The 24,614-nt window shown below is 69.7% G+C and carries 23 protein-coding genes; 17 read left to right on the plus strand and 6 right to left on the minus strand.

The window, feature by feature from the left end; all coding sequences use genetic code 11:
* Both AC31A1_RS18975 and AC31A1_RS18980 read right to left on the minus strand, forming a co-directional pair.
* On the minus strand, window positions 1-1,616 hold a 1,616-nt coding region (locus AC31A1_RS18975; protein ID WP_489654434.1), incomplete at its 3' end, for an MDR family MFS transporter.
* 166 nt (window positions 1,617-1,782) lie between these two features.
* On the minus strand, window positions 1,783-2,226 hold the full coding sequence (locus AC31A1_RS18980; RefSeq protein WP_393758067.1) for an SRPBCC family protein: 444 nt from the start codon (window positions 2,224-2,226) through the stop codon (window positions 1,783-1,785).
* Window positions 2,227-2,406: 180 nt separating this feature from the next.
* Between AC31A1_RS18980 and AC31A1_RS18985 the strand changes: the two genes are divergently transcribed.
* The 4 genes from AC31A1_RS18985 (at window position 2,407) to AC31A1_RS19000 (ending at window position 6,243) form a co-directional block, all read left to right on the plus strand.
* Window positions 2,407-3,453, plus strand: a complete 1,047-nt coding sequence (locus tag AC31A1_RS18985) for an Rv2578c family radical SAM protein (RefSeq protein ID WP_489654435.1) — start codon at window positions 2,407-2,409, stop codon at window positions 3,451-3,453.
* 139 nt (window positions 3,454-3,592) lie between these two features.
* Window positions 3,593-5,173, plus strand: coding sequence for an alpha/beta hydrolase (locus AC31A1_RS18990; RefSeq protein WP_489654436.1), 1,581 nt, complete (start codon window positions 3,593-3,595; stop codon window positions 5,171-5,173).
* Between the two features lie 66 nt (window positions 5,174-5,239).
* The gene (locus AC31A1_RS18995) at window positions 5,240-5,668 is read left to right on the plus strand and encodes a RidA family protein (RefSeq protein ID WP_489654437.1); all 429 of its coding nucleotides are present in this window, start codon (window positions 5,240-5,242) and stop codon (window positions 5,666-5,668) included.
* 41 nt (window positions 5,669-5,709) lie between these two features.
* Complete coding sequence (locus AC31A1_RS19000; protein ID WP_489654438.1) at window positions 5,710-6,243, plus strand: GNAT family N-acetyltransferase; 534 nt, start codon at window positions 5,710-5,712, stop codon at window positions 6,241-6,243.
* 21 nt (window positions 6,244-6,264) lie between these two features.
* Here the strand turns inward: AC31A1_RS19000 and AC31A1_RS19005 are convergent, their stop codons facing one another.
* The gene (locus AC31A1_RS19005) at window positions 6,265-6,840 is read right to left on the minus strand and encodes an adenylosuccinate lyase (protein ID WP_489654439.1); all 576 of its coding nucleotides are present in this window, start codon (window positions 6,838-6,840) and stop codon (window positions 6,265-6,267) included.
* A gap of 341 nt (window positions 6,841-7,181) precedes the next feature.
* On the opposite strand from AC31A1_RS19005, the gene AC31A1_RS19010 reads away from it, so the two are divergent.
* The 9 genes from AC31A1_RS19010 to pssA all read left to right on the plus strand — a co-directional run bounded on the left by AC31A1_RS19010 (window position 7,182) and on the right by pssA (window position 18,113).
* Window positions 7,182-8,987, plus strand: coding sequence for a 3-hydroxyacyl-CoA dehydrogenase family protein (locus tag AC31A1_RS19010; RefSeq protein WP_489654440.1), 1,806 nt, complete (start codon window positions 7,182-7,184; stop codon window positions 8,985-8,987).
* 118 nt (window positions 8,988-9,105) lie between these two features.
* Complete coding sequence (locus tag AC31A1_RS19015) at window positions 9,106-9,933, plus strand: TetR family transcriptional regulator (RefSeq protein WP_393758081.1); 828 nt, start codon at window positions 9,106-9,108, stop codon at window positions 9,931-9,933.
* 418 nt (window positions 9,934-10,351) lie between these two features.
* A complete protein-coding gene (ccrA, locus tag AC31A1_RS19020; protein WP_489654441.1) occupies window positions 10,352-11,695 on the plus strand; it encodes a crotonyl-CoA carboxylase/reductase in 1,344 nt (447 codons plus the stop codon).
* Between the two features lie 16 nt (window positions 11,696-11,711).
* Window positions 11,712-13,751 (plus strand): protein meaA, encoded by a 2,040-nt coding sequence (locus tag AC31A1_RS19025; RefSeq protein WP_489654442.1) that lies wholly within the window; start codon window positions 11,712-11,714, stop codon window positions 13,749-13,751.
* A complete protein-coding gene (locus AC31A1_RS19030; protein ID WP_406120216.1) occupies window positions 13,748-14,719 on the plus strand; it encodes an HpcH/HpaI aldolase/citrate lyase family protein in 972 nt (323 codons plus the stop codon). The genes AC31A1_RS19025 and AC31A1_RS19030 overlap by 4 nt, the downstream gene beginning before the upstream one ends.
* A gap of 3 nt (window positions 14,720-14,722) precedes the next feature.
* Entirely contained in the window at window positions 14,723-15,235 is a 513-nt protein-coding gene (locus AC31A1_RS19035; protein ID WP_489654443.1) for a MaoC family dehydratase, read from the plus strand.
* Between the two features lie 2 nt (window positions 15,236-15,237).
* The gene (locus tag AC31A1_RS19040) at window positions 15,238-16,443 is read left to right on the plus strand and encodes an acyl-CoA dehydrogenase family protein (RefSeq protein ID WP_033279387.1); all 1,206 of its coding nucleotides are present in this window, start codon (window positions 15,238-15,240) and stop codon (window positions 16,441-16,443) included.
* Between the two features lie 169 nt (window positions 16,444-16,612).
* A complete protein-coding gene (locus AC31A1_RS19045) occupies window positions 16,613-17,269 on the plus strand; it encodes a phosphatidylserine decarboxylase (protein ID WP_366094923.1) in 657 nt (218 codons plus the stop codon).
* A 22-nt stretch (window positions 17,270-17,291) separates the two neighbouring features.
* Entirely contained in the window at window positions 17,292-18,113 is an 822-nt protein-coding gene (pssA, locus tag AC31A1_RS19050) for a CDP-diacylglycerol--serine O-phosphatidyltransferase (RefSeq protein WP_019062931.1), read from the plus strand.
* 73 nt (window positions 18,114-18,186) lie between these two features.
* Here pssA and AC31A1_RS19055 read toward each other — a convergent pair whose 3' ends face one another.
* On the minus strand, window positions 18,187-19,305 hold the full coding sequence (locus AC31A1_RS19055; RefSeq protein WP_489654450.1) for a glycerate kinase: 1,119 nt from the start codon (window positions 19,303-19,305) through the stop codon (window positions 18,187-18,189).
* A gap of 210 nt (window positions 19,306-19,515) precedes the next feature.
* On the opposite strand from AC31A1_RS19055, the gene AC31A1_RS19060 reads away from it, so the two are divergent.
* Window positions 19,516-20,589, plus strand: a complete 1,074-nt coding sequence (locus tag AC31A1_RS19060; protein WP_489654444.1) for an ADP-ribosylglycohydrolase family protein — start codon at window positions 19,516-19,518, stop codon at window positions 20,587-20,589.
* Here AC31A1_RS19060 and AC31A1_RS19065 read toward each other — a convergent pair.
* Window positions 20,586-21,605, minus strand: a complete 1,020-nt coding sequence (locus AC31A1_RS19065) for an NAD-dependent epimerase/dehydratase family protein (RefSeq protein WP_489654445.1) — start codon at window positions 21,603-21,605, stop codon at window positions 20,586-20,588. The two genes, AC31A1_RS19060 and AC31A1_RS19065, sit on opposite strands and share 4 nt — an antisense overlap.
* 132 nt (window positions 21,606-21,737) lie before the next feature.
* Between AC31A1_RS19065 and AC31A1_RS19070 the strand changes: the two genes are divergently transcribed.
* Window positions 21,738-22,292, plus strand: a complete 555-nt coding sequence (locus tag AC31A1_RS19070) for a TetR/AcrR family transcriptional regulator (protein WP_489654446.1) — start codon at window positions 21,738-21,740, stop codon at window positions 22,290-22,292.
* Here AC31A1_RS19070 and AC31A1_RS19075 read toward each other — a convergent pair.
* Entirely contained in the window at window positions 22,261-23,151 is an 891-nt protein-coding gene (locus AC31A1_RS19075) for an SDR family NAD(P)-dependent oxidoreductase (protein ID WP_489654447.1), read from the minus strand. The two genes, AC31A1_RS19070 and AC31A1_RS19075, sit on opposite strands and share 32 nt — an antisense overlap.
* A 108-nt stretch (window positions 23,152-23,259) precedes the next feature.
* Here AC31A1_RS19075 and AC31A1_RS19080 point away from each other — a divergent pair, with 108 nt between their 5' ends.
* Both AC31A1_RS19080 and AC31A1_RS19085 read left to right on the plus strand, forming a co-directional pair.
* Window positions 23,260-24,135 carry a helix-turn-helix transcriptional regulator gene (locus AC31A1_RS19080; protein ID WP_489654448.1) on the plus strand — a complete coding sequence of 292 codons (876 nt, stop codon included), beginning with the start codon at window positions 23,260-23,262 and terminating at the stop codon, window positions 24,133-24,135.
* The coding region (locus AC31A1_RS19085) for an NUDIX domain-containing protein (RefSeq protein WP_489654449.1) at window positions 24,132-24,614 on the plus strand (483 nt) is incomplete at its 3' end. The genes AC31A1_RS19080 and AC31A1_RS19085, both read left to right, overlap by 4 nt.

A 24,614-nucleotide genomic window follows, 5' to 3' on the forward strand; every position in this document is an offset into this window, starting at 1 on the left:
GCCTGCGGGATCGGGGAGTTGAGGGGCGCGGCCTCGGACGTCTCGGCGGGGGCATTGTGGGACACCAGCGGTTTCTCCTTGAGGAAGAAGGCGATGAGCAGGCCGAGGGCGAGCACCGGCACCAGGTAGAGGAAGATCCGCGGCATGGCGTCGGCGTACGCCTGGATGTAGCCGTCGCGCAGGGCCGGGGGCAGCGTGTGGACGAGCTGCGGGGTGATGGACTCGGGGTCGGGGAGGCCGGCACCCGCGCGCGCGGGAATGCGGTCGCGCAGGGCGTCGGTGAGCCGGTCGGCGAACAGGGTGCCGAAGATGGCGGCGCCGACGCTGCCGCCGATCTGCCGGAAGTAGTTGTTGGCGCTGGTGGCGGTGCCGAGGTCGGCGGGGCGTACGGAGTTCTGCACGGCGAGGACGAGGACGGGCATCACCATGCCGATGCCGGCGCCGAGGACGGCCATCCAGACGCTGTACTGGAGCCGGGAGGTGTCGACTTCGAGCCGGGACAGCAGCCACATCCCGAGGGTGGCCAGCGCGCTGCCGAGGAGGGGGTAGATCTTGTAGCGGCCGGTGTGGCTGATGAGCTGCCCCGAGACGATGGACGCGCCGACGATGCCGCCCATCATGGGCAGCATCAGCAGCCCGGACTCGGTGGCGCTGGCCCCGTCGACCATCTGCAGGAAGGTCGGCAGATAGCTGGCGGCCCCGAACAGCGCGACCCCGATCACCAGGCCCACGAGGGCGGTGACGTTGAAGACGGCGTCCCTGAACAGCCGTAGCGGGATGAGGGGTTCGGGCGCGAAGCGCTCGGCGACGAGGAAGAGGACCGCGGCGGCCACGGCTCCCGCGCCGAGCCCGAGGATGACGTGCGAGCCCCAGGCGTACTCGGTCCCGCCCCAACTGGTCAGCAGGACCAGGCACGTCGATGCGGCGGCGAGCAGCAGCGCGCCGAGGATGTCGAGGCGCGCCTTGGCGGTGGGCTTCGGCAGTTTCAGTACGACGGTCACGACGGCGAAAGTCACCACGCCGAAGGGCACGTTGATGTAGAAGCACCACCTCCAGGAGAGGTGGTCGGTGAAGTAGCCGCCGAGCAACGGGCCTGCCACGGAGGCGAGTCCGAAGGTGGCGCCGATCAGGCCCATGAAGCGGCCGCGTTCCCGGGGCGGCACGATGTCCGCGATGATCGCCTGCACGCCGATCATGAGCCCGCCCGCGCCGACGCCCTGCACCGCGCGGAACGCGATGAGCTGGTCCATGGACTGGGCGCGGCCCGAGAGCGCGGAGCCGATGACGAAGACGCCGATCGCGAACTGGAACACGCTCTTGCGGCCGAGGAGGTCGCCGAGTTTGCCGTAGACCGGGAGGCCGACCGTGGAGGTGAGGAGGTAGGCGGTGATCGCCCAGGACATCTTGTCCAGGCCGTGCAGTTCGCCGACGATCTTCGGGAGCGCGGTGGCGACGATCATCTGGTCGAGGGCCGCCAACAGCAGCGCGAGCATCAGGCCGAGGAACACCAACCGCACGCGGCGCGGGCTCAGTTCGGCCTTCTCGACGGGTGCGGGGACCGGCGTCTTCGGGGGTGCCGGGGCCTGTTCGTCCTGCACCAGAGTCGTCCCGCCCACGTACCGCTCCCCTCGTCGCGCCTGCCGCACAATTCCCGCTTTAGGCGACAACTGCGAGCAAGCGCGACGAGTTACGGCGTACGCCCGGCTCGAACGGAGATCCACTCGAACCGGTGAGGGACGCGGTCAGGGCGCCAACGCGCCCTGGAGTCTTGGCCCTTGAGGCCTACTTCTCGACCTCGGCGGCGAGCCTGTCGAGCACCAGGTCGTAGATCCGGCCGAGGCCCTTGGGGGCGAAGGTCCGCTCGAAGAAGCCGCCGATGCCGCCGGCACCGTTCCACGTGCTGGTCACGACGACGCGGGACTTGCCCTCGCCGGCCGGGGTGACCCGCCAGGTGGTGACCATGGTGGAGTTGCGGTCCTTCTCGACCAGTTCGCCGTCGGTCGGCTCGGTGACCTCCAGGAGGCAGTCGCGGACGCGCTTGCTGGTGGCCTGGAGCTTCCAGTGGACGAGGGTGCCCTCGCCGTCGCCGCCCTCGCGCACCTCGTACTCGCTGAACTGCTCGGGCAGCACCTTCGCGCGCGTGCCGCTGTAGTCGGCGAGGGCGTCGAAGACAGCCTCCGCGTCGGCTGCGACGACCCGCTCGGTAGTCGCCTCGACCTGCGCCATCGGTTTCCTCCAGGACATGAGTCAGGACATCGGTTCTCGGGGTCGGGGCAAGCCAACCACCCCCGCCCACGGCCACCCAAATCGGGGTACCTCAAGGCGTCGGAAGCGATCGGGAATGACACTTGCACAGTAATTCGAACAAGTGTTTCACTCGGAGGGCAGGCCTACTTAGGAGGCGTCATGCGCTGGGAGAACCTCACCGTCGAGTCCGGCGGCCACAGCCGGGCGGCCGACGCCGCGCTGTTCGGCGCGGACGCCGTGGTCAGCCGTACCTTCGACACACCCGAGTTCCGCGGGATCACCTTCCACGAGGTGCGGGCCCGCTCGATCATCAACCGGGTGCCGGGGGCCTCCCGGATGCCCTTCGAGTGGACGGTCAACCCGTACCGGGGCTGCTCACACGCGTGTGTGTACTGCTTCGCCCGCAAGTCGCACAGCTACCTGGACCTCGACACCGGCCTCGGCTTCGACTCGCAGATCGTGGTCAAGGTGAACGCGCCGGACCTGCTGCGCCGCCAGCTCGGCTCACGCCGCTGGCTGGGCGAGCACATAGCGATGGGCACGAACGTCGACTGCTACCAGCGCGCGGAAGGCCGCTACCGGCTGATGCCGGGCATCCTCGGCGCCCTGCGCGACCACGCGAACCCCTTCTCGATCCTGACGAAGGGCACGCTGATCCTGCGCGACCTGGACCTCCTGGTGCAGGCCTCCGAGGTCACCGACGTGGGCATCTCGGTCTCCGTCGGCTTCACCGACCCGGCGCTGTGGCGCACGGTGGAGCCTGGCACGCCCTCCCCGGAGCGGCGCCTGGACGCCGTACGGACACTGACCGAGCACGGCATCGACGTCGGGGTCCTGATGGCCCCGGTGATCCCCTTCCTGAGCGACCACCCGGCCCAACTGCGCGCCACCGTAAGGGCGATAGCGGCCTCCGGGGCCAGCTCGGTGACTCCCCTGGTGCTGCATCTGCGGCCCGGCGCCCGCGAGTGGTTCATGGCCTGGCTCGGGCACCATCACCCGCATCTGGTGCGCCGTTACGAGCGGCTGTACGCGGAGGGCACGTACGCCCCGAAGTGGTACCAGCGCCGGATCACCCGTCAGGTCCACGACCTGGCACAGGAGTACGGCATCGGTCCCGCGCGCGCGGGGATGCCGCGCCGCATCCCCGAGCCGCCGGACCCGGCGGACGAGCCGGTGTCCGAGCCGACGCAGCTCTCGCTGATCTGAGGGCGTTCGAGCGCATCCGGCGGCCCAATAGGGTCAAGTATCGGCTGAACAGGTTCTTCCGCCCCGAGATTTCGGGACTATGCGGCGAGGACGGACCGCGAAACCCGCTGTCCGCCGCCTCTCCGTCCTGGGAGGACGTATGAGAAAACGCGCAGCCGTACTGTGCGGTGCCGCCGTCGTCGTGGCCGGGACGGTCACCGCTCTCCCCGCCGACGCGAGCACCGCGCAGCCCACGACCACTGTCCAGATGGCGAAGCTCAGTTGGAAGAGTTGTGCCACCACGGACTATCCGACGCTCCAGTGCTCAAGCGTCAAGGTGCCCCTGGACCACGCGAACCCGCACGGCAGGCAGATCTCGCTCGCCCTGTCCCGCGTCCCGCACACCGCGAAGACGTACCAGGGACCGCTGCTGGTCAACCCCGGCGGCCCCGGCGGCAGCGGGCTGACCCTCGCGGGATTCGTCGCGTCCTCGCTGCCCAAGGCGGTGGCGTCCCAGTACGACGTCATCGGCTTCGACCCGCGCGGCGTCGGCAAGAGCACCCCCGCCCTCGACTGCAAGCCCGGCTACTTCAACCCGGTCCGCCCCGACTCGGTACCGAGCACCCCCGCACTGGAAAAGGCCAACCTCACGCGCGTGAAGGCGTTCGCGGCCGCCTGCGGCAAGAAGTACGCGAGCGTGCTGCCGTACATCGACACGATCAGTGCCGTACGGGACATGGACTCGATCCGGGCCGCGCTCGGCGCGAAGAAGATCAACTACTTCGGTTACTCGTACGGCACCTACCTGGGCGCCGTGTACGCGAAGCTCTTCCCGGAGCGCGTGCGCCGCCTGGTCCTCGACTCCATCGTCGATCCCACGGGTGTCTGGTACGACGACAACCTCGGGCAGGACTACGCCTTCAACGACCGCCAGCAGGCGCTGATGGCGTGGATCGCGAAGTACGACTCCACGTACAAGCTCGGCACCGACCCGGCCGAGATCGAGGCCAAGTGGTACGCGATGCGGAAGGCGCTGGCCAAGAAGCCGGCCGGCGGGAAGGTGGGGGCCTCCGAACTGGAGGACACCTTCATCCCCGGCGGGTACTACAACGGCTACTGGCCCTATCTCGCCGAGGCGTTCGCGGCGTACGTGAACGACAAGAACGCCGATCCGCTGGTCGAGACGTACGAGAACTTCGCCGCGATCGACGCCTCCGGGGACAACGGGTACAGCGTCTACACGTCGGTGCAGTGCCGTGACGCGTCCTGGCCGCGCGACTGGAACCAGTGGCGCAAGGACAACTGGGCGGCCTACGACAAGGCGCCGTTCATGGTGTGGAACAACGCCTGGTACAACGCGCCGTGCGCGTTCTGGCCGACGCGGTCGAAGGAGCCGGTCAACATCGCCAACGGCAAGTTGCCGCCGGTGCTGCTGTTCCAGGCGACGAACGACGCGGCCACTCCGTACGAGGGCGGCGCGACGGTCCACCAGATGCTCGCCGGTTCGAGTTTCGTGGTCGAGCAGGGCGGCGGGAACCACGGCATCACCCTGAGCGGGAACGCCTGCCTGGACAAGTACCTGGCCACGTATCTGACCAACGGCAAGGTGCCGCGCAGTGGCGGCGAGGTCGACGCGGTGTGCCAGAAGACGCCGGACCCGCAGCCGTTGACCACCGCGAAGGCGGCGACGAGCACGGCACATGGCTCGACGCTGCACGGCTTGTTGGGCTTCCGCGGCTGAGCCCCGTCTGAACGTCCCTCGGGGGCGGGAATCCTCACTGTCAGACCCACGGTCCACCATGGACGCATGAGTGACCTGACGAGGATTCCCGCCCCCGACGGCGTCGCCCCCGCGACGGCCTACACACACGTCGTGACGGGCACCGGCCGCTTCGTCGCGATCTCCGGCCAACTCGCCCTGGACGAGGACGGCAAGCTCGTCGGCGAGGGCGACGCGGCGGCACAGGCCCGCCAGGTCTTCGAGAACCTCCGCCGCTGCCTGGCCGCCGCCGGGGCCACGTTCGACGACGTGGTCAAACTGACCTTCTACGTCACGGACATGGCCCACATGTCGGCCATCCGCACGGCCCGCGCCGCGCACGTATCCGACGACCGGCTCCCCGCCGCCTCGGCCGTCCAGGTCGCCGCGCTGGTGCGACCGGAGTTCCTGATGGAGATCGAGGCGTTCGCGGTGATCGCCGAACAAGCCGAGCAGTTCGGAGGCAGGCACGGCTAATTCGGAGGCGGGGTCGGTCGGCACCTCCCTAGGGTGCCGCCATGGACGATGCCGATCTCCTCCAGATCCGCCCGATGACCCTCGCCGACTGCGACCGCGTCTCCGAAATCCGCGTCCTGGGCTGGCAGTTCGCGTACCGGGGCCTCATGCCGCAGCCCTTCCTTGACGCCCTCAGCGCGAAGGCCGACGCCGAACGCCGCCGGGCCCGCTTCGGGCAAGGGGACGGCAGCGTGCTGAACCTGGTCGCGACGCGGGGCGCCGAACTCGTCGGCTGGGCCGCGCTCGGCCCGTACCGCGACGGTGAACTCCGCACCGAAGAGGCCGAGTTGTACGCCATCTATCTCGACCCCCGGTACGTGAGCACCGGCGTCGGCCGGGCCCTCATGCAGGAGTCCCTACGGCAGTGCGCCGCCCTCGGTCACGACCGCGTCTACCTCTGGGTCGTCCGGGGCAACGCCCGCGCCCGCCGCTTCTACGAGCGGGCGGGCTTCCGGGCGGACGGCACGGAGGAGCCGTACGAGGTGGAGGGGGTTGCGGTGCCCGAGGTGCGGTACGTCAAGGAACTGAGGGGCTGAGCACCGCGCCGGGCCGACGGCTCACCGCTGCCGCGGAATCCGCCCCAGCGCATGCACCGCCGCCTCCGCCAGCGCCGGGTGGGCCAGCGCGTCGTTCAGTACCGGTCTGGCGCGCGGGTCGGCCAGTTCGCCGAGGCCCTCCACGCAGGCGAGGGCCACGCGGCGGTACGGGTCGTGCGGGCGCAGGCGTCGTTGGAGGGTGGTGATGAGAGCCGGGACCGACTCGGGGGCGTGGAGGTCGGTCAGGAGGCGGACGGGGTGCAGGGCGTAGGCGACGCGGAGTTCGTTGGTGGCGAGGGCGGCGGCCGCGCGGGCGGTGCGGGGGTCGTCGAGGCGGGCCAGGGCGTACGCGGCGGAGGCGCAGCGGGGTGGGTCGCGGTGGTTGAGGAACAGGACGAGGGACTCGAAGGCACGTCGGTCGCCGGCGACGCCGAGGCGGAACGCGGCCAACTCCCTTGCCCACAGCGGATGGCCGGGGGCGGTGAGGACCTCCGCCAGTTCGTCGAGGTCGCCGGTCGCCACGAGTCGCTCGTACGGCACCGCCCCTCCCGACTCCTGCCGTAAGCGCTCCGTGAGTGATCGCAACTCTTCGTCCATGAAACCGAGCCTATGGGCGCCACAGGAAGCCCGGGACCTACATCACAAACTCGGGGGCTGGCGCGCTCGTTACTCACCGGTTAAGCTCAGGCGAGCGAGTTACCCACTCGTATATCTCCTTACGGCGGCCTGGTGACGCAGCCGCCGTGAGTGCAGTCGGTTCGGTGCCTCGTGTACCGCGGTACGACCAGGCCTGGGACAGGGCCGGTCGGAACTCTCTCTTCTCGCCGGGCGTGTGCGCTCGTTGCCCGGCACCACCCGCACTCCTTCTCGCGCTCCGTGCGCCCCCCAGGCGTACGGAGCGCGCTCCCAGTCGTCACCCTCATTCCAGGAGTCCCGCGATGGCAGCTCCCCTGTCCGACGCTCCCCTGTCCCCGTTCAAGACCATTGCCGTCGTCGGTCTCGGCACGATGGGCACCGGTATCACCGAGGTCCTCGCCCGGGCCGGACGCGAGGTCGTCGGCATCGACGTCAGCGAGGCCGCGACCGCGCACGCCGTCGCCGCCCTGGAGACCGCGACCGCCCACGCCGTGCGGCGCGGCCGGCTGACCGGGCAGGAGCGCACCGACGCCCTGGCCCGCGTCCGCACCGCCACCGATCTGAGCGCGGCGGCCGACGCCGATCTGGTCATCGAGGTGGCTCCGGAGTCGTACGAGATCAAGCACCAGATCTTCCGCGAGCTGGACGGGATCGTGCGTCCCGACACCATCCTCGCGACCGGCACGAACGCCCTCTCCGTGACCCGGCTGGCCGCCGACTCCGCGCGGCCGGAGCGGGTGCTGGGGCTGCACTTCTTCAACCCGGCGCCCGCGATGAAGCTGGTCGAGGTCGTCTCCTCGGTGCTGACCGCGCCCGCCGCCGTCGCCGCCGTCACCGAGCTGGCGATCGAGCTGGGCAAGGAGCCCGTCGCGGTCGGCGACCGGCCCGGGTTCGTCGCGGACGGGCTGCTGTTCGGCTACCTCAACCAGGCGGCCGCGATGTACGAGGCGAAGTACGCCTCCCGGGAGGACATCGACGCCGCGATGCGGCTCGGCTGCGGACTCCCCATGGGCCCCCTCGCGCTCCTCGACCTGATCGGCGTCGACACCGCGCGCACGGTCCTGGAGGCCATGTACGCCGAGTCCCACGACCGCCTGCACGCCCCCGCGCCAATCCTCAAGCAGCTCAGCGAGGCGGGCCTGACCGGCCGTAAGACGGGTCGCGGCTTCTACTCCTACGAGACTCCCGGCAGCGCGACCGTCGTGCGGGACGCGCTGACCCCGGTGGAGGGCGCGCGGCTCACCCCGGGTCGTACGGTCCGCTCGGTGGGGGTCGCCGGTTCCGGGACCATGGCGTCCGGTATCGCCGAGGTCTTCGCCAAGGCCGGGTACGAGGTCGTGCTCGCCGCGCGCAGCGAGGAGAAGGCGCAGGTCGCCAAGTCCCGTATCGGCACGTCGCTTTCGCGCTCCGTCGACAAGGGCCGCATGACCGCCGAGGCCGCCGCGCAGACCCTGGAGCGGATCACTCCGGCGGGCTCCTACGACTCCTTCGCGGACGTCGACCTGGCCGTCGAGGCGGTCGCCGAGGACCTGGAGATCAAGCAGCAGCTGTTCGCGACGCTGGACAAGATCTGCAAGCCGGGCGCGGTCCTGGCCACCACGACCTCGTCGCTCCCGGTCGTCGCGTGCGCCCGTGCCACCTCGCGTCCGCAGGACGTGATCGGCATGCACTTCTTCAACCCCGCACCGGCGATGAAGCTGGTCGAGGTCGTCCGTACAGTGTTGACGGATGATGACGTCCAATCAACAGTGCACGAGGTCTGCGTCAAGATCAAGAAGCATGCGGTCGACTGCGGTGACCGAGCCGGCTTCATCGTCAACGCACTGCTTTTCCCGTACCTCAACAACGCGATCAAGATGGTGCAGGAGCACTATGCGTCTCTCGACGACATCGACGCCGCGATGAAGCTGGGCGGCGGCTACCCGATGGGCCCCTTCGAGCTGCTGGACGTCGTGGGGCTGGACGTCTCCCTGGCGATCGAGAAGGTCCTGCACCGCGAGTTCCGCGACCCGGGCCTGGCTCCGGCGCCGCTCCTGGAGCACCTGGTGGCCGCGGGCTGCCTCGGCCGCAAGACGGGCCGCGGCTTCCGCGAATATGCCCGCCGCTGAGGGTTCCGGCGACGGGTTCGGTGCCGACGGGGACTGGGGCGGGCTGCTCGATCCCACCGGAGGACCCCTGCCCGCGGCGGGCGGGGGAAACCCCGGACGTGCGCGCCAAGCTGCGCACATGCAGTACGTTCGGGTCATGCCCCAGCCCGCCAAGCCCTCCCGTACACCAGCCACGCCCGACGCACCGGAGAGTGCCGCGGGCAGCCGCGCCGCCGCCCAGCGCCTCAAGATGCGGCGCGAACTGGCGGCGGCCGCGATGGAGCTGTTCGCGACCAAGGGGTACGAGGCGACCACCGTCGACGAGATCGCGGCCGCGGCCGGGGTCGCGCGCCGGACGTTCTTCCGCCACTTCCGCTCCAAGGAAGAGGCGATCTTTCCCGACCATGACGACACCTTGATCCGGGCCGAGGCGGTACTCAACGCCGCCCCCGCGCACGAGCACCCGCTCGACACGGTCTGCCGGGGCATCAAGGAAGTCATGCGCATGTACGCGGCCCAGCCGGAGATCTCGGTCGCCCGCTACAAGCTGACGCGCGAGGTGCCCACCCTGCGCGAGGCCGAGATCGCGTCGGTGGCCCGCTACGAGCGGCTGTTCACGCGTTATCTCCTGGGTCACTTCGACGAGCACGCGCACGACGACGACGCCAACGACGACCCGCTGCTCGCCGAGGTCGCCGCCTCGGCCGTGGTCACCGCCCACAACCACGTGCTGCGGCGCTGGCTGCGGGCCGGCGGCCAGGGCGACGTGGAGGCGCAGCTCGACCACGCCTTCGGGATCGTACAGAAGACGTTCGGCACCGGCATCGGCGTCGGCCGCACCACGACCCCCAGGCCGGCCACCGCGGCGGTGCACCAGCACGGCGAGGTCCTGGTGACGGTCGCCCGCACCGACGCCCCGCTGGACGAGGTCATGCGGACCATCGAAGAGGCACTGAGAGACCGCTGAGCCCTTCTGCACCATGTGATGACGGCCACCCCACGGGGTGGCCGTTTTGGCATGTCAGAGCCCCTTTTCACGCACCTTTCAGGCCCCGTTCGATCGATCATCGCTCATTTGTTACGTAAAGATTTCACCTGAGAGCGATTCATGGCACTCGGTGCCTTGCGAGGTGACACGCAGTGTCATACGTTGAAGGTGTCCGGGCGGCCGGCGTGCAGAGACCTTTCGTACGCCGGCTGTCCCCGCAACCCACCACTGGGCTGCGCGCCCGGACGCCTGCGTCACAGGCAACCTCCCGCGCCACAAAGCGCTGCCGAAGCACCACCCGCCGAACCGACGGCACCTCAGCACCCACCCTCAGCAGCAGCACCGACGTAACCATCGGCGCCCCTCCCTCAGGGCGCACTTCGCCGGAGGCACTACCGTGACCGTCAAGGACATCCTCGAAGCGATCCAGTCGCCGGACTCGACTCCGGCCGATTTCGCCGCCCTGCCGCTCCCCGAGTCGTACCGCGCGATCACCGTGCACAAGGACGAGACGGACATGTTCGCGGGCCTCACCACCCGCGACAAGGACCCCCGCAAGTCGATCCACCTGGACGACGTCCCGGTGCCCGAACTCGGGCCGGGCGAAGCCCTGGTGGCCGTGATGGCCTCCTCGGTCAACTACAACTCCGTGTGGACCTCGATCTTCGAGCCGATGGCGACCTTCGGCTTCCTGGAGCGCTACGGCAGGCTCAGCGAGCTGACCAAGCGGCACGACCTGCCGTACCACATCATCGGCTCCGACCTCGCGGGCGTCGTCCTGCGCACCGGCCCCGGCGTGAACGCCTGGAAGCCCGGTGACGAGGTCGTCGCGCACTGCCTGAGCGTGGAGCTGGAGTCGAGCGACGGGCACAACGACACGATGCTCGACCCCGAGCAGCGGATCTGGGGCTTCGAGACGAACTTCGGCGGGCTCGCCGAGATCGCGCTCGTCAAGTCCAACCAGCTGATGCCCAAGCCGGGCCACTTGTCGTGGGAGGAGGCCGCCGCCCCGGGCCTGGTGAACTCCACCGCCTACCGGCAGCTGGTCTCCCGCAACGGCGCCGGCATGAAGCAGGGCGACAACGTCCTGATCTGGGGCGCGAGCGGCGGACTCGGCTCGTACGCCACGCAGTTCGCGCTCGCGGGCGGCGCCAACCCCATCTGTGTCGTCTCCAGCCCCCAGAAGGCCGACATCTGCCGCGCGATGGGCGCCGAGGCGATCATCGACCGCACCGCCGAGGACTACACGTTCTGGGCCGACGAGCACCACCAGGACCCGCGCGAGTGGAAGCGCTTCGGCAAGCGCATCCGTGAACTCACCGGCGGCGAGGACGTGGACATCGTCTTCGAGCACCCCGGCCGCGAGACCTTCGGCGCAAGCGTTTACGTCACCCGCAAGGGCGGCACGATCGTCACCTGCGCCTCGACCTCCGGGTACAACCACGAGTACGACAACCGCTACCTGTGGATGTCCCTGAAGAAGATCATCGGCTCGCACTTCGCCAACTACCGCGAGGCCTGGGAGGCCAACCGGCTGGTCGCGAAGGGCAAGATCCACCCGACGCTCTCCCGGGTCTACTCCCTGGAGGGGACCGGCCAGGCCGCCTACGACGTCCACCGCAACCTCCACCAGGGCAAGGTCGGCGTCCTGTGCCTCGCCCCCGAGGAAGGCCTCGGTGTGCGCGACGAGGAGAAGCGCGCCCAGCACATCGACGCCATCAACCGCTTCCGGAACATCTGAGGACCTGAGGTCATTGATGACTGAGCGTCAGAAAGACCGGCCGTGGCTCATGCGCACGTACGCCGGTCACTCCACGGCAGAGGCGTCAAACGAGCTGTACCGGCGCAACCTCGCCAAGGGCCAGACCGGTCTGTCGGTCGCGTTCGACCTGCCGACGCAGACCGGCTACGACTCCGACCACATCCTCGCCCGTGGCGAGGTCGGCAGGGTCGGCGTGCCGATCGCGCACCTCGGGGACATGCGTCGTCTCTTCCAGGACATCCCCCTGGACCAGATGAACACCTCGATGACGATCAACGCCACCGCCATGTGGCTGCTGGCGCTCTATCAGGTCGTCGCCGAGGAGCAGGGCGTCGACATCACCCAGCTCCAGGGGACGACCCAGAACGACATCGTCAAGGAGTACCTGTCGCGGGGCACGCACGTGTTCCCGCCGGTTCCCTCGCTCCGGCTGACGACCGACATGATCTGCTACACGGTCAACCACATCCCCAAGTGGAACCCGATCAACATCTGCAGCTACCACCTCCAGGAGGCCGGGGCCACCCCGGTCCAGGAGATCGCGTACGCCATGTCCACCGCGATCGCCGTCCTGGACGCGGTGTTCGCGTCCGGCCAGATCCCCGAGGACCGCAAGGGCGACGTCGTCGCCCGCATCTCCTTCTTCGTGAACGCGGGCGTCCGCTTCATCGAGGAGATGTGCAAGATGCGCGCCTTCGGCCGCATCTGGGACGAGGTCACCCGCGAGCGCTACGGCATCGAGGACCCGAAGCAGCGCCGGTTCCGCTACGGCGTCCAGGTCAACTCCCTGGGCCTGACCGAGGCGCAGCCGGAGAACAACGTCCAGCGGATCGTGCTGGAGATGCTGGCCGTGACGCTGTCGAAGGACGCACGCGCGCGTGCCGTGCAACTCCCGGCGTGGAACGAGGCGTTGGGGCTCCCCCGGCCCTGGGACCAGCAGTGGTCGCTGCGCATTCAGCAGGTCCTGGCGCACGAGAGCGACCTGCTGGAGTACGCGGACATCTTCGACGGCTCGCACGTCATCGAGGCGAAGGTGGCCTCCCTGGTCGAGGAGTCCCTCGCCGAGATGGACCGCATCGAGGAGATGGGCGGCGCGATGGCCGCCGTCGAGTCGGGCTACCTGAAGTCGCAGCTCGTGTCCTCGCACGCGGAGCGCCGGGCCCGTATCGAGTCCGGTCAAGAGAAGATCGTCGGCGTCAACATCTTCAACACGACCGAGCCCAATCCACTGACCGCCGACCTCGACACGGCGATCCAGACGGTCGACCCGGCCGTGGAGGCGCGGGTCATCGAGTCGTTGCAGCACTGGCGGGACACGCGCTACCAGCCGCCCTTCAACCACCCGCGCCCGTGCAAGGCGCTGGAGCGGCTGAAGGAGGCGGCCAAGGGCACCGACAACCTCATGGAGGCCACCCTGGAGTGCGCCCGCGCCGGTGTCACGACCGGCGAGTGGGCCGGGGCCCTGCGCGAGGTGTTCGGCGAGTTCCGGGCACCCACGGGCGTCTCGTCGGCGCCGGTCGCGGTGCCCGCCGAGGAGGGCTCGGCGATGGCCGAGGTACGCCGCAAGGTGGATGTGACGGCGCGCGAGATGGGCGCCGGGAAGCTGCGGTTCCTGGTCGGCAAGCCGGGCCTGGACGGGCACTCCAACGGCGCCGAGCAGATCGCCGTACGCGCGCGTGACGCCGGCTTCGAGGTCGTCTACCAGGGCATCCGGCTGACCCCGGAGCAGATCGTGGACGCGGCCCTCGCGGAGGACGTGCACGCGGTCGGTCTGTCCATCCTGTCCGGCTCGCACGCCCAGTTGGTGCCGGACGTGCTCGAACGGCTCCGTGTGGCCGGTGCCACAGACATACCTGTCATCGCCGGTGGGATCATCCCCAATGGTGACGCCGAACAGCTGCGGGCCGCCGGAGTCGCGGCGGTCTTCACACCGAAGGACTTCGACATCACCGGAATCATCGGCCGCATCGTCGACGAGATCCGGAAAGCGAACAAGCTCGACCCTCTGCTCGACCCCTTGGAGGTCCCCGCATGACCACGCCCGCCCCCGTCAACCGGCTTCGCCCGCGGCGCTCCTGTCTCGCGGTCCCCGGGAGCAACCCGCGCTTCCTGGAGAAGGCACAGGGCCTCCCGGCCGACCAGGTGTTCCTGGACCTGGAGGACGCGTGCGCGCCGCTCGCCAAGCCCGAGGCGCGGCACACCATCGTCAAGTTCCTCAACGAGGGCGACTGGACGGGCAAGACGCGGGTCGTGCGCGTCAACGACTGGACGACCGAGTGGACGTACCGCGATGTCGTCACGGTCGTCGAGGGCGCCGGGCAGAACCTCGACTGCATCATGCTGCCGAAGGTGCAGACGGCCCAGCAGGTCGTCGCCCTGGACCTGCTGCTGACGCAGATCGAGAAGACGATGGGCTTCGAGGTCGGCAAGATCGGCATCGAGGCGCAGATCGAGAACGCGCAGGGCCTCAACAACGTCAACGAGATCGCGACGGCCTCCCAGCGCGTCGAGACGATCATCTTCGGACCGGCCGACTTCATGGCGTCGATCAACATGAAGTCGTTGGTCGTGGGCGAGCAGCCGCCCGGGTACCCGGCGGACGCCTACCACTACATCCTGATGAAGATCCTGATGGCCGCCCGCGCCAACAACCTCCAGGCGATCGACGGCCCTTACCTCCAGATCCGCAACATCGACGGCTACCGCGCGGTCGCCCAGCGTGCCGCCGCGCTCGGCTTCGACGGCAAGTGGGTGCTGCACCCGGGCCAGGTCGAGGCGTCCAACGAGATCTTCTCGCCCTCTCAAGAGGACTTCGACCACGCCGAGTTGATCCTGGACGCGTACGACTACTACACGTCCGAGGCGGGCGGCAGGAAGGGCTCCGCGATGCTCGGCGACGAGATGATCGACGAGGCCAGCCGCAAGATGGCGCTCGTCATCTCGGGCAAGGGCCGGGCCGCCGGTATGGAGCGCACCTCCAAGTTCGAAGCCCCGGAGGCCTGAGCCATGCAATTCGGACGCACCTACGAGGAGTTCGAGGTCGGCGCGGTCTACAAGCACTGGCCCGGGAAGACGGTCACGGAGTACGACGACCACCTCTTCTGTCTCCTGACGATGAACCACCACCCGCTCCACATGGACGCCAACTACGCCGAGAACACAACGGACTTCGGCAAGAACGTGGTGGTCGGGAACTACATCTACTCACTGCTGCTCGGCATGTCGGTGCCGGACGTGTCGGGCAAGGCGATCGCCAACCTGGAGATCGAGTCGCTGAAGCACGTGGCGCCGACGTTCCACGGCGACACGATCTACGGCGAGACCACGGTCCTCGACAAGACGCCCTCCAGGTCGAAGAACGACCGCGGGATCGTGTACGTCGAGACCAAGGGCTACAAGCAGGACGGCACGCTGGTCTGTGTGTTCCGCCGCAAGGTGATGGTGCCGACCGAGACGTACATCAAGGAGCGCGGCGGCGAGCAGCCCGGCCGCCCCCAGCCGAAGCAGACGGAGAAGTAGCCATGGCGCGACTCGCCCAGACCGCCGGTCTCACCGACATCCAGCGGGAAATCCTGTCCACCGTCCGCGACTTCGTGGACAAGGAGATCCTCCCGGTCGCCACCGAGCTGGAGCACCGCGACGAGTATCCGCAGCAGATCGTCGACGGGCTCAAGGAGTTGGGCCTCTTCGGGCTGATGATCCCGGAGGAGTACGGCGGCCTGGGCGAGTCCCTGTTGACGTACGCCCTGTGTGTGGAGGAGATCGCGCGCGGGTGGATGTCGGTGTCCGGCATCATCAACACCCACTTCATCGTGGCCTACATGCTCAAGCAGCACGGCACGCAGGAGCAGAAGGACCACTTCCTGCCGCGCATGGCGGCCGGCGACATCCGGGGCGCCTTCTCGATGTCGGAGCCCGCGCTGGGTTCGGACGTCTCGGCGATCACGTCGAAGGCGGTCAAGGACGGTGACGAGTACGTCCTGACCGGCCAGAAGATGTGGCTGACGAACGGCGGCACCTCATCACTTGTCGCCGTCCTCGTGCGAAGTGACGAAGGACACCCGGAGGGCACCGCGCCCCACAAGTCGATGACGACCTTCCTGGTCGAGAAGGAGCCCGGCTTCGGAGAGGTCCGGCCCGGTCTCACCATCCCCGGGAAGATCGACAAGATGGGCTACAAGGGCGTCGACACCACCGAGTTGATCATGGACGGTCTGCGGATTCCGGCCGACCGCGTGCTCGGCGGCGAGACCGGCCGAGGTTTTTACCAAATGATGGACGGAGTCGAGGTGGGCCGCGTCAACGTGGCGGCGCGTGGCTGCGGCGTCGCTCAGCGTGCCTTCGAGCTGGGCGTCTCGTACGCGCAGCAGCGTCACACCTTCGGGAAGCCGATCGCCCAGCACCAGGCGATCCAGTTCAAGCTCGCGGAGATGGCTACCAAGGTCGAGGCCGCCCATGCGATGATGGTCAATGCGGCACGCAAAAAGGACTCCGGGGAACGAAACGACCTTGAGGCAGGGATGGCGAAGTACCTCGCCTCCGAGTACTGCAAGGAGGTCGTCGAGGACGCCTTCCGGATCCACGGCGGGTACGGCTTCTCCAAGGAGTACGAGATCGAACGCCTTTACCGCGAGGCGCCGATGCTGTTGATCGGCGAAGGTACCGCCGAAATCCAGAAAATGATCATCGGGCGCAGGTTGCTCGAAGAGTATCGATTCCAGGGCTGATTGTCCGTTTCGGGGTGTTTTCTTCGAGAAGAAGATCACACCCCGTCAACGCTCCTCAGCCGCCGACTCGGCTTCCTGGCTTGCCCAGTTGTGGCCCGCGACCGGTACGATCCCGGGAAAGCCGCCGTCCCCCGTTACAGCGCGGCATCATCCGCTACGAAGGTCATCCATGCCCCACAGCCAAACCTCTGCACCACGCGACAGCCTGGCAGGCGTACGCCTCGCGCGCGGAGCATCGCCGTGGCTCCTGCCGACCGTCGCCACCGCAGCCCTCAGCCTGGTACGTGCGCGCAAGTCCGGCGCCGCCAAGGTCGTGGCCGTACCCGCCACCGCGCTCGCGGCGGGCATGCTGTGGTTCTTCCGCGACCCCGAGCGCGAGATCACCCAGGGCCGGGTCATCTCTCCCGCCGACGGTGTGGTGCAGAGCATCATGCCGTGGAAGGACGGTCGCACCCGCGTCGCCATCTTCATGAGCCCGCTGAACGTCCACGTCAACCGCGCGCCGCTCTCCGGCACGGTGACGTCGGTCGAGCACATCCCGGGTGGTTTCGTTCCCGCGTTCAACAAGGAGAGCGAGAACAACGAGCGGGTCGTCTGGCACTTCGACACCGAGCTCGGTGACATCGAGATGATCCAGATCGCCGGCGCCGTCGCCCGCCGCATCGTCCCCTACGTCCCGCAGGGCACGAAGGTCGAGCAGGGCGAGCGCATCGGACTGATCCGTTTCGGTTCGCGCGTCGACATCTACCTCCCCGAGGGTGTCGACGTGGACGTGGAGGTCGGTCAGAAGACGGTGGCTGGGGTGACTCGCATTGACCGTGGTTGATCCGGAGACACAGACGGGCTGGGTGCCCGAGGCCGACGAGGTGGACGACGAGGAGGAGATGCCTCTTTCTCTCCGCCTCTCAATAGCGGACACCCTCACCCTCGGCAACGCCACCTGCGGCTTCATGGCGGTGTACTTCACCACCACCGGCATCCTGATCCCGCACCTGACGGGCAACGACGAGTCGACCGGCATGGCCCGCCACAGCGCGGCCACCGCGGTCATCCTGATGCTGTGCGCGGCGGTCTTCGACCTCTTCGACGGCCTCGTCGCCCGCAAGCTGCGCTCCTCCCCCATGGGCGCGGAGCTGGACAACCTGTCGGACCTGATCAGCTTCGGCCTCGCGCCGGCGTACTTCGTCCTCGTCTACGGCATGGTCGCCGACGACGCGCACCAGAGAGTGGCCGCGGTCGGGGCGATCGTGGTGCTGCTGGCGGTGGTGCTGAGACTCGCCCGGTTCTCGTGCGTGACGCCGCCGAACGGCATGTTCCAGGGCATGCCCTCCCCGTTCGGTGCGCTGACGGTGGTCTCGATCGTGCTGCTCGAACTGCCCTTCGTGGCAACGCTGCTCGCGATCCTGGGCACCGCGTGGCTCATGGTGAGCCGGGTCGAGTACCCGAAGCCGCGGGGTCGCCTCGCGGTCGCGATGCTCGCCTGGATCGTCCTGTCGATGGGCCTGTTGGCATCCTGGGCGTTCGACGCCCCGGGCGGCCAGCTGCTCCTCCAGACGGGCTGCGCGCTCCAACTGGTCATGGGCGCGGTGATCCCGCTGTTCGCGACGGCCCGCCGGGTGAACAACTTCCGCGGCAACCGGCGTGAGGCGCGAGCCGCACAGCTTCCGTAACGGTCGTAGCAGACGCAACGAAGGGCCCCGAGCCGCTTGGCTCGGGGCCCTTCGACGTTCCTCGGGGTGGGGCTCAGACCAGGAAGTCGCGGGCGATGTTCTCCGCCACCCGCTCCAGGATCGGTCCGGCGTCGGCGATGCACTTCACGACGTCCGGTTCGATCGACGTGAGGGGATACGCGCGGCGGATGCCGGCGTGGCCGAGGGACTGCGGGGGCAGGGCGAGGCGGCCGCAGACGGCGACGACCTCCTTGCCCTCGGCGCGGGCCGCCGCGGCGACGCCTGCCGGGGCCTTGCCGTGGAGGGTCTGTTCGTCGAGGGAGCCCTCGCCGGTGATGACGAGGGTGGCGCCCTCCAGAGCGGAGGCGAAGCCGAGGACGTCGAGCATGACCTCGATGCCGGGGCGGAAGCGGGCGCCGAGGAGGAGGGCGCCGTAGCCGATGCCGCCGGCGGCGCCCGCGCCGGGTGCGGCGGCGTACTCGGCGGCCTTGGTGCCGATCGCCTCTTCCAGGACCTTGGCGTAGTGCCCTAGGGCGGCGTCGAGCGTGTCCACGTCGTCGGGTGCGGCGCCCTTCTGGGGGCCGTAGACCGCGGGGGCGCCCTTGGGGCCGGTGAGCGGGTTGTCGACGTCGCTCGCGAGGACCAGGTCGATGGTGGTGAGGCGTGGGTCGAGGCCGGTGAGGTCGGCCGAGGCGAGGTCGGCCAGGCTGCCGCCGCCCGGGGACACCGGTTCGCCCTCCGCGTCCAGGAAGCGGGCGCCGAGGGCGGAGAGCATGCCCGCCCCGCCGTCGGTCGTGGCGCTGCCGCCGACACCGAAGACGATCGTGCGGGCGCCCGCGTCGAGCGCGGCCCGCAGCAGTTCGCCGGAGCCGTACGTCGAGGAGGTCAACGGGGCGAAGACGCCCTTGGGCAGGCGTTGCAGCCCGCTCGCCTCGGCCATCTCCACGACCGCCGTGTCGCCGCGTACCGCGAAGGCCGCGGTGACCTCGTCGCCGAGGGGTCCGGCGACCCGTGTCTCCCGTCGCTCGAAGCCCGCCGCGACGGCCGCGTCCACCGTGCCGTCACCGCCGTCGGCGACCGGCATCGCCGCCACGTCCAGATCGGGTACGACCCGGCGCAGCCCGGCCGTCACCCGCTCGGCGACCTGCACGGCCGTCAGCGACCCCTTGAACTTGTCCGCGGCGATGAGCACCCTGTGGGTGCCTCTCTGTGCAGCGTTCGCCACCTTGCGATCCCCTTGCTCTACGGGCCCCCGCGCGTTCCGGGGCCAGTCGCGCCGCTGCGACCTTAACCGGCGGACGCCCCCGCCGTCATGCCCGGACCGAACGCTGGGACCGGGCTGAGCAGACCCTGTGCCGCACTCTGTACCGCTGCCGGGCCCGGAATCGGGTACACCGGAGGTATGACCCTTGTGGGCACTGAGCCGGCACTCGCGGACCGTATCCTCGGGGGCTGGCTGGGCCGGATCGCGGGCAACATGCTCGGCAAGCCGGTCGAGCAGGGCGACCTGTGGACACGCGACCGCATCGACCGCTATCTCCGGCAGGCCTCGGCCCTGCCCTTGACCGACTACCTCCCTGAGCCGCCCAACGAACACGACGGCTTCGAGCTGCGCCCCGAATGGCAGCGGTGCGTGCGCGGCCGGATCCACGGCAGCTGCCGTGACGACGACGTCGACTACGCGATCCTCGGGCTCGACCTCCTGGAGACCCACGGCTTCGGCTTCAGCACCGAGCAGGTCGGCGAACTGTGGCTGCGCAGACTGCCGTATCTCCAGACGTTCACGGCCGAGCGGGCCGCCTACCGCAACCTCGCCAACGGGCTCAAGCCCCCGCTGACAGCGACGCACGACAACCCGTACCAGGAGTGGATCGGCGCCCTGATCCGCGCCGACATCTACGGCTGGACCGGTCCAGGTGCCCCGCGCCGCGCGGCCCAACTCGCGCGCAGGGACGCTGTGTTGTCCCACTCGGGGAACGGTGTCTACGGCGCAATGTGGGCCGCCGCTCTGATCTCGGCGGCGTTCACCGCGCCGACCGTGCGGCACGCGCTGGACACGGCGCTCACCGTGATCCCGCCGGGCTGCCGCCTCGCGCGGACCGTGCGGCGGGTGCTCACGCTGCACGAGACCCGGATGACCTGGGAGGACGCGCTCACCACGGTGTCCGAGGAGACCGCCGGGCTCGGCTGGATCCACACGATCCCGAACGCGGCCGTCCTCACCGCCGGACTCCTGTACGGCGACGGCGACTTCACCCGCACCATCACGCTGACCGTCCGCGGCGGCCTGGACACCGACTCGAACGGCGCGACGGCCGGTTCGGTCGCCGGGGTGCTGACCGGCGCGGAGGCGATCCCGGACCAGTGGAAGGACCCGCTGGAGGACACCGTGCGCAGTGCGGTGTTCGGCTTCGACCGGGTGCGGATCAGTGAACTGGCCGCGCGGACCGTGCAGTTGGTGGGGGCCGATGCCTAGACGGCGCCCTGCGCGATGAGGCTTCGGGCGCAGTCGAGGACGGCCTCGCGCGCGGGGCGCGGTTCCCAGCCGAGGACGCGGCGCGCCTTCTCCGTGCTGTGGCGGTTGCGGCGGCCGAGCGCGGGGGTGATCTCGCGCAGGGACCGGTCCAGGAAGCGGGCGGCGAGGCGGACGGCGAAGTCCGGGAGACGGCGCGTGGAGACCGTACGGCCGTGCTCGCCGAGGCCGTCGCGCAGGGTGCGGGCGATGTCCTCCATCCACACGAACTCCCCGGTGGCCAGGAAGCGTTGGCCCGCCGCGTCCGGTGACGTCATCGCCCGGATGTGGACGTCGACCAGGTCGCGGACGTCCACGACTTCGAGGCCGATCCGCGGGACGCCGGGCATCTTGCCGCTCACCATACGCGCGATGATGCCGACGGAGCCCAGGTTCGCGGTGGTGAGGACCGGTCCAAAGACAGCGCCGGGGAGCACGGTGGTCAGCTCGGTCGGACCGTCGTAGTCGCCCATGAAGTCCCAGGCGGCACGCTCGGCGAGGGTCTTCGAGCGGCGGTAGGGGATCAGGGTCGGGTCGTCTGGATCGGTCCACAGCGACTCGTCGGTGACGCCTTCGGAGGCGTACGACGAGGGGCTCGCGGCGTTCGCGGCCGAGGTCATCACGACGCGTCGTACGCCCGCCTCGGTGGCCGCGCGCAGGACGCGCAGGGCGCCGCCGCGGGCCGCGGCGATCAGGGCGTCGGGGTCGTCCGAGGCGGTGCCGAGCGGGGAGGCGACGTGCAGGACGAAGTCGACTCCCTTGAGTGCGGCGTCCCAACCCTGGTCGGCGGTGAGGTCGGCGACGGCGAAGCTGAGCCGGCCGGCGGGGTCGACGACGGTCGCGACGGCGTCGGTGACCGCGCGTTCCTTGCCCGGGGCGCGGACGGTCGTACGGACGTCGTAGCCGCGGCGGAGCAGTTCGGCGATGCACCAGCCTGCGATGTAGCCGCTGCCTCCGGTGACGAGGACGAGTTCGGGCATGACGGTGCTCCCTGCGGTGTCGGGTGGGGGTGTGCCAGAATGGAGAGCGAAACGGAGGCCCCTCCGGTACACGCTCCAACGTACCGGAGGGCCCTCCGCTTAGCAATCCGACAGCGGACGGACGACCCACCCGTGAACCCGAAACCGACCCGCCGCGACGCCCTCGACAACCGTGAGCGCATCCTGACGGTCGCCCGCGAGGCGATCGCCGCGTCGAGCAGCGCGTCCCTCACCGCGATCGCCAAGGAGGCGGGCGTCGGCATCGGGACGCTGTACCGCCACTTCCCCACCCGGGAGGCGCTGATCCTGGAGCTGTACCGCCACGACATACAGCACCTGATCGACCGCGCGCCGGTGCTCCTCGCGGACCATCCGCCGCTCGTGGCCCTACGCCTCTGGTTGGACGAGGTCGCCCACTACGGGAGGCTCAAGTACGGCGTCGCCGAGGTCATCCACGCGGCGACCGACGGGGGCGCCGACGACGAGCACTTCGCGCCCTTCGTGGCCGCGATCGCCGTACTCCTGAAGGCGGGAGCGGCCGACGGGTCGCTCAAGTCCGGGCTCGATCCGGAGGACGTGCTGCTTCAGTTGAGTGTGCTGTGGCGGCTCGATCCGGCGCGGGGTGGGGAGGCGCGGGCCGGGCGGATTCTGGACCTCATCGTGGACGGGCTGCGGGCGACTCCGTAGTAACCGTGTTGTCGAACGTCTGCGCCGTCACGCCGAACGCCCGTAGCACCAGCCGGTCGCGCAGGCCGTCCGGCAGGAAGCGCAGCAGGGCGAGGGCGCGGCCGTCCTTGCCGGTGGTGGTGAGGGTGGCGGGGCGGCGAGCGGTCAGCGCGCGGACGACGGCGTCGACAGCCGGGGTGACCGGGCCGAGGGGCTGGCGGGCGGCTGTCGTGCGTACGGCGTCCAGGGCGCGGGCGTAGTGGCGCTGGGTCTCCGGCGAGCCGGCCCAGCCCAGGTCGGCGCTCGCCTTGTCCGCCGTGGCGAAGATGGCCGTGTCCATGGCGCCGGGTTCGACGAGGGTGACCTTGACGCCCTGGTGGCGCAGTTCCGCGCGCAGGGAGTGGGTGAGCGCGGCGAGTGCGGCCTTGGAGGCGGCGATCGGGCCGAAGAACGGCGGCGGGACGCGGGCCGAGACGGCGCCGATGTTCACGATCCGGCCGCCGGACGCCCGTAGCGCGGGCAGGAAGGCGCGGATGACGGTCGCCTGACCGATCACGTTGATCTCGAACTGGCGGCGCCATGCCTCGGCGGGCGTCAGCTCGACGGGACCCTGGCCCATGATCGCGGCGCTGTTCACCAGCCCGTCCAGACGCGGGCCGACCTGCTCGGCCGCCGCGGCGACGGACTCCTCGTCGGTCAGTTCGAGCCGGACGGGGGTGAAGCCGGCGTCCCGGAGCGCTTCCGCGTCCGCCGGTTTGCGGTGGGCGGCGTACACGGTCCAGCCGTCGGCGTGCAGGGCGCGTGCCACCGCGGAGCCGACGCCGCCGGTCGCGCCGGTGACCAGGACGGTACGGGATGTGGACGGGGACAGCTCAGCCACAAGGGCCGCCTTTCGGCAGGGAGTTGGGATCACCTCGGACCTGCGGGTCCGGTGTCCCTCCCACCCTGCGCCGGTCTTCGGCCCGGTTGAAGAGTGCAGAATTTACTGGTGCCGCCAACACCACCACCAGAAGCCAAGGAATCGCCAGAAGCCGATGATCACGGCCGCAGGGCCCTCGCCACCTTCCTGCGGTCCCGGCGTGAGCGTGCCGATCCGGCGGAGACGGGGCTGCCCTTGGGTGGCCGGCGTCGGACTCCGGGGCTGCGCCGCGAGGAGGTCTCGCTGCTCTCCGGTGTGAGCCTCACCTGGTACACCTGGCTGGAACAGGGCCGCGACATCAACGTGTCCCCGCAGATCCTGCTGGCCCTGGCCCGCGCACTGCAGTTGGACGACGTGGAACGGGCGCACCTGTTCCGGCTGGCGGGCCGGCCGGCCCCTGAGCCGGCCGAGCGGTCTCTCCAAGTCCCGGACGCCGTACGGGCGTTCCTTGACACGCTGATGCCGAACCCCGCCTTCGTCATCGACCGCTGCTTCGACGTCCTGGCCTGGAACCGGGCCCAGGAAGCGGTCCTCGGCCCCGCCCTCCTCGACCGGCCGCGCCGTGAACTCAACAGCGCCTGGCTGCTGTTCAGGGAACCGGGCATCCGTGCGCTGATGCCCGAATGGGAGGCGGAGACGGAGTGGATGGCGGGTCTGCTGCGCCAACAGGCGGCGTACGAACTGGACAACCCGCGGTTCACGGAACTGATCGACGAACTGGTCACCACCAGCCCGCACTTCGCACGCCTGTGGGAGGCACACGAGGTGGTGGAGTTCCGCTCGTCCGTACGTCGTTACCGGCACCCCAATGCGGGTGACATCGAGGTGTCGTTCGTACGGCTCGCGGTACAGGAGGCGCCCTGGCTGAGCCTGGTCTGCCACTTCCCGGTGCCGGGCAGCGAGTCGGAGAGGCGGCTGCGCGGGCTGGTTACCCTTCCTGAATGACCACTACGCAAGACTTCGCCACGTACCTCGCGGGTCTCCCCCGCATCCTCGCCGGGGCCGCCGCCCTCTTCCGTGACACCGAGGGCCGGGTCCTCCTCGTCGAGCCCAACTACCGTGAGGGCTGGGCCCTTCCGGGCGGCACGATCGAGTCGGACGACGGCGAGACACCCCGCCAGGGCGCGCGCCGCGAGACCCTGGAGGAGATCGGCCTCGACGTCGAACTCGGCCAACTGCTCGCCGTCGACTGGGTCTACCACGGCCCGGACTACCCCCCGCTGGTGGCCTACCTGTACGACGGCGGAACCCTCACGGCCAACGACCTCAAGTCGATCCAACTCCAGGAGGAGGAGCTGTTGTCGTGGCGGCTCGTCCCGCGCGAGGAAGTAACCGAGTACCTGCCAGGTTCACTGGGGCTGCGGGTTCTGGTCGCGCTGGATGTGCTGGAGGAGGGGGCGGGGACTGCGGAGCTGGAGAACGGG

The organism is Streptomyces sp. P5F9 (assembly GCF_057961495.1).